The organism is Ralstonia sp. VS2407, assembly GCF_052950655.1.
Window position 1 is genome coordinate 390,297 of the sequence record NZ_JBRFVG010000003.1, and the last position, 14,871, is coordinate 405,167.

Consider the following 14,871-nt stretch of genomic DNA (forward strand, 5'->3'; position numbering starts at 1 on the left):
CGACCGGCTCGTTCCGGTCGCTGTTTCATTCACGCTCCGCTCATGCCCTCCGCTGCCGCCGCCCCTGCCGAAGACGCCCATCCGCGCGACGCCCTGAAAGCTGAGCGCGCGCACCTGTTCGCGCAGTTCGACCAGCACGCCAATGTTCAGCAGCTCGTGACCAAGCTGGCGCGCGCGGTCGACCGTGCGCTCGTGCGGCTCTGGCAGGAAGAGCAGATGCCTGCCGACTGTGCGCTGATTGCCGTGGGCGGCTACGGGCGCGGCGAGCTGTTTCCGCACTCCGATGTGGACATCCTTCTGTTGCTGCCGGGCACCGCAGACAAGGCATTGGAGGCCCGGCTGGAGGCCTTCATCGGCCGCTGTTGGGACATGGGATTGGACATCGGCTCGTCGGTGCGCACGGTCGACGAATGCATCAGTGAGGCCGCACAAGACGTAACGGTACGCACGTCCTTGCTGGAAGCGCGCCTGCTGACCGGCGACGAAGGCTTGTACCGCACGTTTGAGACGCACTATCAAGGCCACCTCGACGCGGCAGATTTCTTCCAGTCGAAACTGCTGGAAATGCGCCAGCGGCATGCCAAGTACCAGGACACGCCCTACTCGCTCGAACCGAACTGCAAGGAAAGCCCTGGCGGCCTGCGCGATCTGCAGGTGATTCTGTGGATGACGCGCGCAGCCGGCTTCGGTTCGAGCTGGAACGAGCTGCTGGCCAACGGCCTGCTCACGCGCCGCGAAGCGCAGGAGCTGGCAAGCAATGAGCGCCTGCTCAAAACCGTGCGTGCGCGCCTGCACCTGCTTGCCGGGCGTCGGCAAGACGTGCTGGTGTTCGACCTGCAGACGCAACTGGCCGAATCGTTCGGCTACCGCCCGACCACCGCCAAGCGCGCGAGCGAACAGCTCATGCGCCGCTATTACTGGGTCGCCAAGGCCGTCACGCAGCTCAATACCGTGGTGCTGCAGAACATCGAAGCGAAGCTGTTCCCGAGCGAGCTGGGTATCACGCGCAAGATCAACGATCGTTTTGTCGAACGGCAAGGCATGCTCGAAATTGCCGACGCCGATCTCTACCAGAGCGAGCCGACGGCCATTCTTGAAACGTTCCTGCTGTACGAGCAGACGCGAGGCATCAAGGGATTGGCAGCCAGCACGATGCGCGCGCTCTACAACGCGCGGACGTTGATGGATGCCAAGTGGCGCAAGGATCCGGCCAATCGCGCTCTGTTCCTGTCAATCCTGCAGCAGCCGCAGGGCATCACACACGCGCTGCGCCTGATGAACCAGACCAGCGTGCTCGGCCGCTACCTGGTCAACTTCCGCCGCATCGTCGGGCAGATGCAGCACGACCTGTTTCACGTCTACACGGTCGATCAGCACATCCTGATGGTGGTGCGCAACATCCGCCGCTTCGCCATCGTCGAGCACACGCACGAGTTCCCGTTCTGCAGCCAGTTGATGGCGAACTTCGACAAGCCGTGGGTGTTGACCGTGGCGGCGCTGTTCCATGACATTGCGAAAGGACGCGGCGGTGACCACTCCGTGCTCGGCATGTCCGACGCGCGGCGCTTCTGCAAGGAACACGGCATCGCCAAGGAAGACGCCGACCTGATCGTCTGGCTGGTCGAACACCACCTGACCATGAGCCAGGTGGCGCAAAAGCAGGACCTGGGCGACCCGGACGTCATCCGTCAATTTGCCGATCTGGTCGGCACTGAGCGTCGGTTGACCGCGCTGTATCTGCTGACCGTTGCCGACATCCGTGGCACCAGCCCGAAGGTGTGGAACGCTTGGAAGGGCAAGCTGCTGGAAGATCTGTATCGCATGACGCTGCGTGTGCTAGGCGGCGCCACCACCGACCCGCACGCCGTGCTCGAAGGCCGCAAGGAAGAAGCGCGCGCCCTGCTGCGGCTGGCCGCGCTGGACGACACCGCCCACGAGGCCCTGTGGAAACAGCTCGACGTGGGCGTGTTCCTGCGCCACGACGCGCGCGACATCGCGTGGTTCACGCGGCATTTCTACAACCGCGTCGACACGACGATCCCGATCGTGCGTGCGCGCACTTCACCGGCGGGCGTCGGCCTGCAGGTGGCGGTGTATTCGCCGGACCGGCCCGATCTTTTCGCACGCATCTGCGGCTACTTCGAGCGCAAGAGCCTGACGATTCTGGACGCGAAGATCCACACCACCAAACACGGCTACGCGCTCGACACCTTCCAGGTGGCCGACCCCAGCAGCGGCCTGGTAGAACCCGGGCATTACCGCGACATCATCACGCTGGTCGAGCACGAGCTGGCCGAGCAGATCTCGCGCGAAACCGCCCTGCCCGAGCCGCCGCGTGGGCGCATCTCGCGCCAGTCGCGCAGCTTCCCGATCAAGCCCCGCGTCGACCTGCGTGCGGACGAGCGCGGCCAGTATTACCTGCTCTCCATTTCTGCCACGGACCGCACCGGTCTGCTCTACGCCATTGCCCGCGTGCTCGCGCACCGTCGCGTGTCGGTGCACACCGCGCGTATCAACACGCTCGGCGAGCGCGTGGAAGACATCTTCCTGGTCGATGGCACTCGCCTGACCCAGGACAACAAACTGCAGCTCGAGCTTGAAAGCGAGCTGCTTGATGCGCTCGCCATCTGAGCGCCAGCCTTACCGGTCTAGATTCATGACTACCGATTCCGATGATTTCCCCGGCGACGACGACAAGCGCGGCGCCAGCGACCCGACTCAGCGCGCTACCCGCCCGGGCAAGCGCGCCACGCTCGGCGTGCGCCGCGACGACGAAGGCAATGCCGTACGTTCCACGGGCAAGCCGCTGCGCTCGTCCGACCTGAACCGGGAGCGCCAGCCGCTGCGTCCATCGCAGCGCCGCCCCAAGCCGGAAGAAGGCGCCGGTAAGCCGCCGCGCCCCGCACGTCCTCCGCGCCGCGACGACGACGGCCAGACGCGCGACGCCAAGCCGCGCCGCGCGCAAGTCGATCGCCCACCGCGACGCTTTGATGACGAGCGTCCTCCGCGTCGATTCAATGACGAGCAACGCCCGCCCCGTCGCGCTGACGATGAGCGTCCTCCGCGCCGCTTCGAAGATCGGCCGCCTCGCCGCTTCGACGACGAACGTCCGCCGCGTCGTTTCGACAACGACCGCCCTCCCCGACGTTTCGACGATGACCGTCCGCCGCGCCGGTTCAACGACGATCAGCGCCCGCCCCGTCGATTCGATGAAGAACGCCCGCGCCGCTATGGCGACGATCAACGCGCGCCGCGCCGTGACGGCGATCAACGTCCTCCACGACGCTTTGACGATGAGCGCCCGCCACGCCGGTTCAATGACGAACAGCGTCCACCGCGTCGGTTCGACGACGAGCGTCCTCCACGCCGGTTTGAGGATCGCCCGCCGCGTCGCTTTGACGAGGACCGGCCCCCGCGCCGGTTCGATGACGAGCGGCCGCCGCGCCGGTTCAGCGACGACCAACGTCCGCCCCGTCGCTTTGATGACGAACGTCCGCGCCGCTACGGCGACGATCAACGCGCGCCCCGCCGGTACGGTGACAACCAACGCCCGCCGCGCCGATTCGACGATGAACAACGGTCACCGCGGCGCTATGGCGACGATCAGCGCGCGCCTCGTCGTGATGGCGACCAACGCCCGCCGCGTCGTTTCGATGACGAACGCCCGCCGCGTCGTTTTGACAACGATCGTCCGCCGCGCCGCTTCGAAGATCGTCCGGCCCGTCCGCAACGGCCCGAGCGCGAGCGTGAGGAACGCGCTCCGCGTCACGCCGAGGAGCAGGCACCGCGCCCGGCGCAGCAAACCGAATCGAGCGGGTTGGTCCGCCTGTCCAAGCGCATGTCCGAACTGGGTCTGTGCTCGCGCCGCGAGGCCGATGAATGGATTCCGCGCGGCTGGGTTCTGGTGGACGGCGAGCCCGTCACCGAACTGGGGTCGCGCGTCAAGCCGGATGCGATGATCGAGATCCATCAGTCGGCGCGCTCCGAGCAAGGCGAGCGCGTGACCGTGCTGATGCACAAGCCGGTCGGCTACGTGTCGGGCCAGGCAGAGGACGGCTATCAGCCTGCTGTTTCGCTATTCGTGCCGGAAAACCAGTGGGAAGGCGACCCCACGCGCAAGCGCTTCGCGCCCTGGCAGCGTCGGGCGTTGGCGCCGGCTGGCCGACTGGATATCGATTCCACCGGCTTGCTGGTGTTGACGCAGGACGGCCGCGTGGCACGCCACCTGATCGGCGAGGATTCGACGGTCGAGAAGGAATACCTGGTGCGCGTGGTGTGGGATTCGCCGAACGGCCTGGTTGAGCGCGATATCTCCAAGGTTTTCCCGGAAGAGTTGATGGAGAAGCTGCGCTTTGGCCTGTCGCTCGACGGCGAAGAACTGAAGCCCGCGAAGGTGAGCTGGCAGAACGAAGAGCAGTTGCGTTTCGTGCTGCGCGAAGGCAAGAAACGCCAGATCCGCCGCATGTGCGAACAGGTGGGACTGGAGGTGGTGGGCCTCAAGCGCATCCGCATGGGCAGCATTGTGCTGGGCGACCTGCCGGTCGGTCAGTGGCGCTTCCTGGGGCCGTTCGAGAAGTTCTGAGGCTGCCTCAGCCACAAAGAAAAAACCGGCCAGCGCGCAATGCGCCGACCGGTTTTTTTATGCCTGCCGTCTAGGTCACAGACGCGGAGCCTGGCAGGCTGCCCCCGTGGTGTTGGCCGATGCGGGCATGCCAAACACCGCTTGCGCACCGCAACGCGAGCCGAACATCTTCGCCTGGTCGTGGCCCACGCCAACCACTTCGTGCGCTTGGTGGTTGATGCGCCTGCGCCCCGCCATGTGCCGCTCGTAGCGCCAGTAGTTGCGTGCGCGATCCAGGCGTGTCGGGCCTTCGGCTTCGGCACCGCAGAGCTTGTCGAGCACGCGGTGGTTCGGGTCGTTGTCGCTGGTGCCGGCGAGGTAGGTCACGTGGCGCTGTGCATATCGGTTGAACAGCTGCCGGCCAGTCTTACCGGCTGCATACGGGACCATGTCGACCATGCCGTACTTGTAGTGATCGTAGTCCGGGCAGACGCGGGTGCTGTAACGCGCGAAGCCCTTGCCACGCGGACGCTCCGGAGTGAAATACAGATACGACGACGGATTGGCGACCACGTATTGCAGATCGATGCCGCGCTTGCGAATGGCTTCGTCCACGTTGTTGAGCACGGCGTAGCGCTGCACGATCTGGCCGCCGCCCGAGTGACCTGCCACCGTAACGCGCTTGACGTTAGGTGCACGCGCCGGGTCAGTCACGTACCCGATCAGGTCATCAAGCACCTTGAGCGAGCTCAGATCGGTGTACGGTGCGTTGGTGGCGTTGAAGCCGCCGATCCAGCCATCCACCGACCAGACCGGCATGCCGTCGAAACCCTTGCCTTCATCGGGCGTGCCAGGAAAGTTCGGGGCAATCAAAAGGACTTCGTCGGGGTTGCGGCCGCTGGCCTGAAGCAGATCGGCGCCCGCGGTGTAGTAATCGTTGCCGTTGCGCTGCAGACCGTGCTGCACGAATACGACTTCGCGGATGCTGCTCAGATCACCATCGAGCGGATGGTTGGCGTAGACGGGAAAATCATAGGCCCCGGCATCCGTGCCCAGATGCACGCGTTGCCAGACCGGGCCCTGAGGCTTCTGGGCGACCGGTGCGGCCGCCGTCGTTTCAGGTGCCTGCGGCCCCGCGCACGCTGCCAACCCCAGCATCGCCGTCATGGCGACCCCAAGCGCCAGCCCGCGCCAGCCCCTCAAACCATCGCGCTTCATATCGTCTCCGTTGTGGATAAAACACGCGCCCACCCGCCCCCGCAGGTGCGACGCTCCCGCAATCTCGATCAGTCGTCGTAATTGGCGGGCAATTCCGGGAACAGCACTTCGGTAAAGCCGAATCGGGTGAAATCCTTCACGCGCATCGGGTACAACACGCCCTGCAGGTGATCGCATTCGTGCTGCACGACACGGGCGTGGAAACCCTCGGCTATGCGGTCGATGGCATGACCGTGCTGATCGAAGCCGGTGTAGCGCAGGCGCGTGTGGCGCGGCACGACGCCACGCAGGCCCGGCACAGAGAGGCAGCCCTCCCAGCCGTCTTCCATCTCGTCCGACAGCGGCTCGATGGTGGGGTTGATCAACACCGTCTTCGGCACCGCCGGTGCATCCGGATACCGGTCATTGCGATCGAACCCGAAGATGACGACTTGCAGATCCACGCCGATCTGGGGCGCCGCCAGGCCAGCACCCCGCGCCGCGTCCATGGTGTCGAACATGTCTTCAATCAAGGCCGTCAGTTCGGGCGTATGGAAACGCTCGACCGGCTTGGCGACGCGCAGCAGACGGCTGTCGCCCATCTTGAGGATGTTTCGGATCATGCCTGGTCTCCCGCCGGTTTTTTTAACAGCGCGAGCATACCCGCTTCGTCCAGAACCTTCACGTTCAATTCTTCGGCTTTGGCGAGCTTGCTGCCGGCTTCTTCTCCGGCGACCACATAGTCGGTCTTCTTCGACACCGAACCCGATACCTTGGCGCCCGCCGCTTCCAGCATGGCCTTGGCTTCATCGCGCGTGAGGTTCGGCAATGTGCCGGTCAACACGACAGTCTTGCCGGCCAGCACGCCTTCTTCGGCGGCTTCAGCCGGCATGGCGGCAAGCAGTTCGTCGCGCAGTGCGTCGAGCCGCTCCAACTGCGTGCGATGGTCGTGCGAGCCCAGCCATTCGAGCAGCGATGCAGACACATCCGCCGGCAGCCCGGCCAACTGATCGGACTCCACGCTGGCCAACCGGGCAAGCGTTGGCGCTGCCACAGCCAATTGCTTGGCACGCGCGGCTGTCAGCTTGGGCACGCCAAGCGTGGCGTACAGCTCGGCTGGCTCCAGTTTCTCGCGCAGCTTCGCGTTTGGCGCGTGCTCGCCCTGCGGTGCAACACCGGCTTCCAGCAGCGCATCGAGCGCCTGCTGGTTCTTCTGTTCGGCAAAGAAATCGGCGATGGCTTCGGCCACCGTGGCACCCACGTCGGGCAGTGCCAGCAGCAGCGGCGCCGGCGCGCGCCGGATGACGGCCAGACTGCCGAGCCAGTCCGCGAGCGTCTTGGCGGTCGATTCGCCCACGTGGCGAATGCCGAGCGCAAACAGGAAACGCGCCAGCGGCGGCGTCTTGCTGGCCTGGATGCCTTCCAGCAGATTCTCAGCCCACTTGGTGGCGATCTTGCCGGCAGCGACGGTTTCCGGTGTCGCGCCATCGCGCTCATCTGCGCGGCGCTTCATTTCCAGGAAATCTTCGAGCTTGAGTTTGTACAGGTCCGCGATGCCGTGTACGTAGTCCAGCTCGACCAGGTTGTCGATGTATCGCTCGCCCAGGCCTTCGATGTCCATCATGCGGCGGCCGGCAAAGTGGCGGATCGCCTCTTTACGCTGTGCCGAGCAGAACAGCCCGCCTGAGCAGCGGGCCACCGCCTCGCCCTCTTCGCGCACGACGTGCGAACCGCACACCGGGCACGTCTTCGGCAGTTCGAACGGCGGGTACTTCGGCCGCTGCTGCGGACTGAACAAATCGCTGCCCGGTACGTCATCCATTGGGCGGCGATCAAGCACCACACCCACCACCTCGGGGATCACGTCTCCGGCGCGCCGGACGATCACGGTGTCGCCAACGCGCACATCCTTGCGGCGCACTTCGTCTTCGTTGTGCAGCGTCGCATTGGTGACCGTCACGCCGCCAACGAACACCGGCACAAGCCGCGCCACCGGTGTGATGGCGCCCGTGCGACCGACCTGCACGCCAATCGATTCGACGGTGGTCAGCGCTTCCTGCGCCGGATATTTGTGCGCGACTGCCCAGCGCGGCTCACGCGTGCGAAAGCCGAGTTCGCGCTGCAATGCGAGTGAATTGACCTTGTAGACCACGCCGTCGATATCGAACGGCAAGCTGTCGCGCTTGGCGCCGATAGCCTCATGAAACGTAACCAGCCCGTCTCCGCCCTTGACCGCAGCGCGCTCCGTGCTGACCGGAAAACCAAACGCCTGCAACGCGTCGAGCATGCCGGAATGCGTGTCGGGCATGCCCTGCCAGCCGACGACCTCGCCCAGGCCATAGGCGAAGAAAGACAGCGGGCGCTCGGCCGCCATTTTCGGATCGAGCTGGCGGACGGCGCCGGCCGCGGTGTTGCGCGGATTGACGAACGTCTTGTCGCCGCGCTCGCGCTGGCGGGCGTTGAGCTTTTCGAAATCATCGCGGCGCATGTAGACCTCGCCGCGCACTTCCAGCACGTCGGGCACATGGCCGCCAACAGGCGACAGCCCGAGTGGAATCTGGCGGATCGTGCGGATGTTCTGCGTGACGTCTTCGCCGGTGGTGCCGTCGCCGCGCGTGGCGGCCTGCACGAGATAACCGCGCTCGTAGCGCAGGTTGATCGCCAAACCATCGAACTTCAGCTCAGCGGCATATTCGACGGGCGGGTCCGTGTCATCGAGGCCCAGTTCGCGGCGTACGCTGGCGTCGAATGCGCGCGCGCCGTTGGCGGTGGTGTCGGTCTCGGTGCGGATCGACAGCATGGGAATGACATGCCTGACCGCCGCAAATTCGGGCAACACAGCCCCGCCGACCCGCAGCGTGGGCGAGTCCGGCGTCTTCAGCTCAGGATGATTGGCTTCCAGCGCTTCCAGCTCGCGATAGAGCCGGTCATATTCAGCGTCGGGCACGCTGGGCTGATCGAGCACGTAGTACTCGTGGGCGTAGCGGTTCAGCTCGGCGCGCAGCCACGCTGCCCGCGCCTCGGGCGTGGCGCCGGACGCGGGTTTCGCAGTCTTACTCATCGTGCGTCCGTCAGTGGCTGAACAAGCGCACCGCGGTGCTGGAACCGGCCGGGATGCCGCGCGATTCGAGCTTGTCGTACAGCACCCGCAGATGCTTCTGGATGGCGACGAACGATTGCTCCGTCAGCGGACGCAGGTTGTCATCCACCACCTGCGCACCCATGCGCTGCGACAGCGTGTAAGCGTATTCGCACACCAGCTTGAACGGCTTGCTTGCCTCTTCCGCCACCGGCACATCAAGCAACAGCGTGATCTGGCGGCCGGCCTTGACGGTGAGGTCATCGCGCAGGAAATTGGTATCGCCGAACTGCAGCGTGAACAGTGCGCGCTGCACACCGTCAGGGCCCGCATGGAAGCGTGTGAAACGCGTGCCGTCGCGCGAAAGCACGAGGCCGTCTTGCGTGGCCACCGTCTGCACGTATGCCGCCGACCAGGGCGCCCCATCGGAGATCACACTCACGCCCAGTTGCACATCACACTCGGCGGCAAAGGCGTCGAGTTCGCGCGCATTGGAAATCGTCTCGCTCATATCCGGAAGCTCGGGCACGGCATCAGCCGCTTCCGACAGCGGATCAATCGCGTTGATGAATTCCGAGAACTCCAACGCATTCAGCGGGCCCGTGCGGTTGGCCAGTTGAACGGCCACTTGCACGTCAAGGTAGCGCTGACCGGCGCGAATGGTTTCCCACGCATTGGCGGCGGGGTTCAAACCTTCCACGTGGATCTGCTTGGTGCCTGCGCGGCGCAGCTTGCCCAGCGCCGGCAGCAGGCGATCGCCCGACACCTCGCGGTCCGGATGCAGCGGCACAATGCAATCGATCAGCGGATCGATCACGCCATTTGCCGGCTCAAGCGAACCCGGCGCCGGTTCTGCAACCTCTTCCGTCTCGGCGGCTTCGAGCGCAGCGTCGTCTCCCGAAGGCGTGAGTTCAGCGCCGATCACGCCGGCTTCGGTTTCGGCACTGCCCGTGGCGGGCGTGTTCGCCTTCGCCGAGAAGCCGGGCTCAAGACGCGGTTCAACGCGGTTGGCGTCGTCACGCTCGCCACCCAGGGCGGGTTCGGCGCGCTCGGTCCAACCGTCGCCGCGCGGGGTCTCGTCGGCGGGCGGGTTGTACGCCTCGGGGCGGCGCGCCTTGCGGATCTGCCACTGGTTGTACACAACGATCACCAGCACAAACACCACGCCGGCGCCCAGCAGGGCCATCACCAGGTTGTTGTCCTGCATTTATGCTGCCTCCGCCATGGTCAGTGCGGCATCCATATCCACCGCCACGATCCGGGACACACCTTGTTCCTGCATGGTCACACCGATGAGCTGTTGCGCCATTTCCATCGCAATCTTGTTGTGAGAAATAAAAACGAATTGAGTCTTGTCGGACATGCGCTTGACCATGTTGGCGTAGCGCTCGGTATTGGCGTCGTCCAGCGGCGCGTCCACCTCATCGAGCAAGCAGAACGGGGCCGGGTTCAACTGGAACATCGCAAACACCAGCGCTATGGCGGTCAGCGCTTTCTCGCCGCCCGACAGCAGGTGAATCGTCGAGTTCTTCTTGCCCGGCGGCTGCGCCATCACCTGCACGCCCGCGTCGAGAATCTCTTCGCCGGTCATCATCAGCTTGGCCTGGCCGCCGCCGAACAGCGTCGGGAACAGTTCGCCAAAGTGATAGTTGACCTGGTCGAACGTGCCTTGGAGCAGCGCACGCGTTTCCTGATCGATCTTCCGGATGGCGTCTTCGAGCGTGGTGATGGCGTCGGTCAAATCCGCCGATTGGGCATCAAGGAAGCCCTTGCGCTCGCGCGCCGCAGCCAGCTCATCGAGCGCGGCCATGTTGACCGGGCCGAGCGCGTTGATGGCGTTGTTGATGCGCGTGACTTCACCCTGCAGGTACGAAGGTTTCAGGTCGCCCGTCAGGCGTTCGGCCAGCGCGGCTTCGTCCACATTGGCAGCGGTAAGCTGCTCAGTGAACTGCTCCTGGTTCAAGCGCGCGGCCTGCTCCTTCAGTTGCAGTTCGGTGATGCGATCGCGCAGCGGTTGCTGGGCGCGTTCGGCAGTCAGGCGTTGCTCGTCGTGCGTGCGCAGTTGCGCGGTCAGCGCATCCAGTTCCATGCGCGCCTGCCCAAGTTTTTCTTCCTTCTCGGCGCGGCGCTCCAGCGCTTCCTGCAGCCCGGTGTGAGCGGTCTGCTCGTTGATGGTTTCCAGCTCGGCGCGTGCGTTCTCCAGCGTCAGCACGATCTGCTGCGCCTGATCGCTCGCCACCTGGATGTTGCGCTTCAGTTCGGCAATGCGGTTCTGCAGATTGCGCTCGGCAAAGTGCGCCTCTTGTGCGCCGCGCTCCTGATCGCGCAAGGCGTTGCGCGCGTCGCTCAGGCGAACTTCCAGCGCTTCGAACGCCTGTTGGCTGTCTTCAAACCGCGCCTGCATGTCGGCGAGCGCCGCATCGTGCTGCTCGAACGTCGCTTCGGACTCGGCACGGATGGCACGCTGCTCTTCGATCTGCGCGCGAATCTCTTCCAGCTCACTGTCGATCTGGCCGCTGCGCGCGTTGTAGCGCTCCATCGCCTGCGACAGTTTGAGCACATCCATCTGCAACACGTGGACGCGGCGCGTGGCCTGCTCGGCACGGGCGCGCACCTGCGTGAGGTTTTGGCTGGCCTGGCTGTACGCCGCGTCGGCGCGAACAGCGGCGCTCTTGGCTTCGTCCGCCAACAGCATCTGCGCACGCACCTGCTTGTTCAGGTTTTCGATTTCCTGCGCGCGCGCCAGCATGCCGGCCTGCTCGGAATCGGGCGCGTACAGCTGCACCGACGACCGGCCGATCAAGTGCCCGGCCTTGACGACAAACGTGCCGCCTTCCGGCAGCGTCTGGCGCGCGGCGAGCGCAGCCTGCATGTCGTCGGCGATATAGACGTCGGCCAGCCAGTCTTGCAGCACGGCGCGAATGCCCGGCTCCGTCACTTGCACCAGCGACATCAGCGGACGCAACCCCGATGGCGCCTCCACCGGACGCGCTGCGGGCGGCGGTGCATAGAAGGCGAGCTTGGCGGGCGGTGCGTCGGCCGCAAACGCCTTGATCCAATCCAGGTTGGAGACTTCGAGCGCGCCGAGCTTTTCGCGCAGCACGGCTTCGAGTGCGGGCTCCCAACCCTGCTCGATCTGCAGCTTCTTCCAGAAGCGCGGCAGTTCGCTCAGCTCATGCTTGGCTAGCCACGGCTGGACCTTGCCGTCGGTCTGTACGTTCTCCTGTAACTGCTTGAGCGCGGCGAGGCGGGCTTCCAGGCTGGCGATGGCGGCGGCTTCGGATTGCACACGGTCTTGCGCGGCTCGGCGTGCCTCGTCGAGCTGCGGCACCTGCGTCTCGGCGTCTTCCAGCCCGGCTTGCGCTTCGGCCAGCACCTCTTCCTGCTCAGCCAGTTCGGCGCGCAGCGTTTCGAGCTGCACGTCGTCCGGCTTGTCGAGGCCCGAGGACTCCTGCGTCAGACGTTCGCGGCGCTGCTCGAGCTGCAGCACGGCCTGATCGGCATTGCGCTGGTGCGCGGCTTCGAGCTTGAGGGCCTGTTCCGATTGCAGGATCGCAGCGCGCTGGTCGTTCAGCGCAGTCTGCGCATCACGCCATTGCGCTTCCATGGCGGGCAGTTCATCGGCTTTGCGCGCGACGTCCTCGGCGGCCTGCGCGGCACGCTCCTCGGCCATGGCCAGCTCTTCCTCGGCCGCGGCCAGGTCTTCCTGCGCCTGTTCGCCCTGCGTATGCCACTGTTCCTGCTGCGCGGTCAGCGTGGCGATTTGCTGCTGGATGCGGTTGCGCGATTCCACCACGTAGCGGATCTCGGCTTCCAGGCGGCTGACTTCGGAGTTGGCTTCGTACAGCGCGCCCTGCGCCGCATGCATCGCATCGGACGACGCGTAATGCGCAACGCGCATCGTTTCGAGTTCGGCCTCGATATGGCGCAACTGCGCGGTCTGCGCTTCCAGGTCGATCTGCGCCTGTTCGATGGCGCGCTGATGCCTTTCCTGCTCGGCTTGCGCTTCACGCTTGCGCAGCAGCCACAGCAAGTGCTGCTTCTCTTCGCCGTCGGCCTGCAGCGCCTGGAAGCGCTGCGCGACTTCGGCCTGGCCCTCGAGCTTTTCGAGGTTGGTGCCCAGTTCGCGCAGGATGTCTTCCACACGCGTGAGGTTTTCGCGCGTATCGGAGAGACGGTTTTCGGTTTCGCGGCGTCGTTCCTTGTACTTCGACACCCCCGCGGCTTCTTCCAGGAAGATGCGCATGTCATCGGGCTTGGCCTCGATGATGCGAGAGATCATCCCCTGCCCGATGATGGCGTAGGCGCGCGGCCCGAGGCCCGTGCCGAGGAAGATGTCCTGGATGTCGCGACGGCGCACCGCCTGGTTGTTGATGAAGTACGAGGAGGTACCGTCGCGGCTGAGCACGCGCTTGACCGCCACTTCGGCGTATTGGCTCCACTGGCCGGCGGCGCGGCCTTCCGCGTTGTCGAAGACGAGTTCGACGCTGGCGCGGCCCGCCGGCTTGCGCTGGGTCGAGCCGTTGAAGATGACGTCCTGCATCGATTCGCCACGGAGTTCCGCGGCGCGTGATTCGCCGAGCACCCAGCGCACGGCGTCGATGATGTTGGATTTACCGCAACCGTTCGGGCCGACGATGCCGACAAGCTGGCCCGGAACATGAAAATTGGTCGGATCGACGAAAGACTTGAAGCCTGCGAGCTTGATCGAAGAGAGGCGCACGTTGTGTTCGTCTCGAAGGGATCAGAAAAGGGGATAAAGCGGGCGCCCAAGGAACGCGCCTTTATCGTCACATCTTCACCGTAAAACGTGAAGTGGCAAGGCACGCCCCAAGGGCGCGGATGGCGCCATCATACCATTCGCACCCCTGCCTCCCGCCAATCAAATCGCTACAAAAATGGACGAAATTTGCAGCGCGGGAAGGCAAATTGCTGCGGATTTGTAAGCAGTTTCACCTTCATGACAAATAGCGTCAGTCCGGACGGCGCGTGCGCGAGCGTTCCGGGGCGGCGAGCCAAGCGAGCAGCGCATTGTGCAGCGCGTCAGGATCCTGGATTTGTGGCGCATGGCCCGCATCCGGCAATTCCACCAGCGTCGCGCGGGGGATGGCCTTGGCGGCCGCCCGGCCAAGCTCGGGGTAATGGCCCAGCTGTGCGCGCACTTCCGGCGGCGCGGCGTCCTTGCCGATGGCGGTGGTGTCCTTCTGGCCGATCAGCAGCAGCGTCGGCGGGCGCAACTGGCCGAACTCATAGACGACGGGCTGCGTGTAGATCATGTCGTACAGCAGCGCGGAATTCCACGCCACCAGATCGCGCCCCGGGCCGCGGTACATGCCGGCCAGCATCTGCACCCACGGTTCGTATTGCGTGCGCCATTGCCCGGCGTAGTACGTGGATTGCTCGTAGGCGCGGATGCGCTCGGCGGTGGTCTGCTTTTCACGCGCGAACCACTGGTCGACGGTCAGGGACGGCACGCCTTTGGCCTTCCAGTCTTCCAGGCCGATCGGGTTGATCATCACCAGCCGCGACACCGCATTCGGATACATCAGCGCGTAGCGCGTCGCCAGCATGCCGCCCGTCGAATGGCCGATCAGGATGGCTTGCTCGATTCCAAGCGACGCCAGCAGCGCATGCGTATTGTTCGCCAGTTGCTGGAACGTGTACTGATACGCGCGTGGCTTGCTCGATTTGCAGAAACCGATCTGATCGGGGGCGATCACGCGGTAGCCGGCACCTGTGAGCGCAGCGATCGTGCCTTCCCAGGTGGCCGCGCAGAAATTCTTGCCGTGCAGCAGCACCGCCACCTGACCGTTGGGCTGCTTGGGCGCGACGTCCAGATACGCCATCTCCAGCGCATTGCCCTGCGACTCGAACTTGAAGAGTTTGACCGGTGCCGGGTAATCGAAGCCTTCCAGGCGCGGGCCATACGCGGGGCCGGTCTCTGCAGGAGCGGCGCCGACGGCCGCAGCGGCTGTCGACAGCGCAAACGTCAGCGCGATGGCAATCGAACGAAGCAACATCGGCAACCCCTCGG

The 14,871-nt window shown here is 65.1% G+C and carries 8 protein-coding genes; 2 read left to right on the forward strand and 6 right to left on the reverse strand.

Translation table 11 applies throughout. From position 1 onward, the window contains the following. Positions 1-42: 42 nt before the first annotated feature. Together ACU8YE_RS07495 and ACU8YE_RS07500 are read left to right on the forward strand one after the other, a co-directional pair. Positions 43-2,631 (forward strand): [protein-PII] uridylyltransferase, encoded by a 2,589-nt coding sequence (locus ACU8YE_RS07495; RefSeq protein ID WP_446928424.1) that lies wholly within the window; start codon positions 43-45, stop codon positions 2,629-2,631. Further along, positions 2,615-4,582, forward strand: coding sequence for a pseudouridine synthase (locus ACU8YE_RS07500; RefSeq protein WP_446928425.1), 1,968 nt, complete (start codon positions 2,615-2,617; stop codon positions 4,580-4,582). Before ACU8YE_RS07495 ends, ACU8YE_RS07500 begins: the two co-directional genes overlap by 17 nt. 75 nt (positions 4,583-4,657) lie before the next feature. On the opposite strand, the gene ACU8YE_RS07505 is transcribed toward ACU8YE_RS07500, so the two are convergent. From ACU8YE_RS07505 to ACU8YE_RS07530, 6 genes are all read right to left on the reverse strand, one after another. After that, the gene (locus ACU8YE_RS07505; protein ID WP_446928426.1) at positions 4,658-5,779 is read right to left on the reverse strand and encodes an alpha/beta fold hydrolase; all 1,122 of its coding nucleotides are present in this window, start codon (positions 5,777-5,779) and stop codon (positions 4,658-4,660) included. Between the two features lie 68 nt (positions 5,780-5,847). Further along, positions 5,848-6,381, reverse strand: coding sequence for a peptide deformylase (gene def, locus ACU8YE_RS07510; protein ID WP_045204116.1), 534 nt, complete (start codon positions 6,379-6,381; stop codon positions 5,848-5,850). Next, complete coding sequence (ligA, locus tag ACU8YE_RS07515) at positions 6,378-8,819, reverse strand: NAD-dependent DNA ligase LigA (RefSeq protein ID WP_260802543.1); 2,442 nt, start codon at positions 8,817-8,819, stop codon at positions 6,378-6,380. The genes def and ligA overlap by 4 nt, the downstream gene beginning before the upstream one ends. 10 nt (positions 8,820-8,829) lie before the next feature. Next, on the reverse strand, positions 8,830-10,044 hold the full coding sequence (locus ACU8YE_RS07520; RefSeq protein WP_440077029.1) for a cell division protein ZipA C-terminal FtsZ-binding domain-containing protein: 1,215 nt from the start codon (positions 10,042-10,044) through the stop codon (positions 8,830-8,832). Further along, positions 10,045-13,560: a chromosome segregation protein SMC gene (gene smc / locus ACU8YE_RS07525; protein ID WP_446928427.1), complete on the reverse strand. Its 3,516-nt coding sequence runs from the start codon at positions 13,558-13,560 to the stop codon at positions 10,045-10,047. A gap of 250 nt (positions 13,561-13,810) precedes the next feature. After that, entirely contained in the window at positions 13,811-14,857 is a 1,047-nt protein-coding gene (locus ACU8YE_RS07530) for an alpha/beta fold hydrolase (RefSeq protein WP_446928428.1), read from the reverse strand. Positions 14,858-14,871 lie beyond the last annotated feature (14 nt).

What these genes read in the sequence shown, in the direction of transcription:
- ACU8YE_RS07505 (WP_446928426.1), bottom strand. Translation starts at nt 5,779, where the DNA reads ATGAAGCGCGATGGTTTGAGGGGCTGGCGCGGGCTGGCGCTTGGGGTC.
- ACU8YE_RS07500 (WP_446928425.1), top strand. Translation starts at nt 2,615, where the DNA reads ATGCGCTCGCCATCTGAGCGCCAGCCTTACCGGTCTAGATTCATGACT.
- def (WP_045204116.1), bottom strand. Translation starts at nt 6,381, where the DNA reads ATGATCCGAAACATCCTCAAGATGGGCGACAGCCGTCTGCTGCGCGTC.
- ACU8YE_RS07520 (WP_440077029.1), bottom strand. Translation starts at nt 10,044, where the DNA reads ATGCAGGACAACAACCTGGTGATGGCCCTGCTGGGCGCCGGCGTGGTG.
- ligA (WP_260802543.1), bottom strand. Translation starts at nt 8,819, where the DNA reads ATGAGTAAGACTGCGAAACCCGCGTCCGGCGCCACGCCCGAGGCGCGG.
- ACU8YE_RS07530 (WP_446928428.1), bottom strand. Translation starts at nt 14,857, where the DNA reads ATGTTGCTTCGTTCGATTGCCATCGCGCTGACGTTTGCGCTGTCGACA.
- ACU8YE_RS07495 (WP_446928424.1), top strand. Translation starts at nt 43, where the DNA reads ATGCCCTCCGCTGCCGCCGCCCCTGCCGAAGACGCCCATCCGCGCGAC.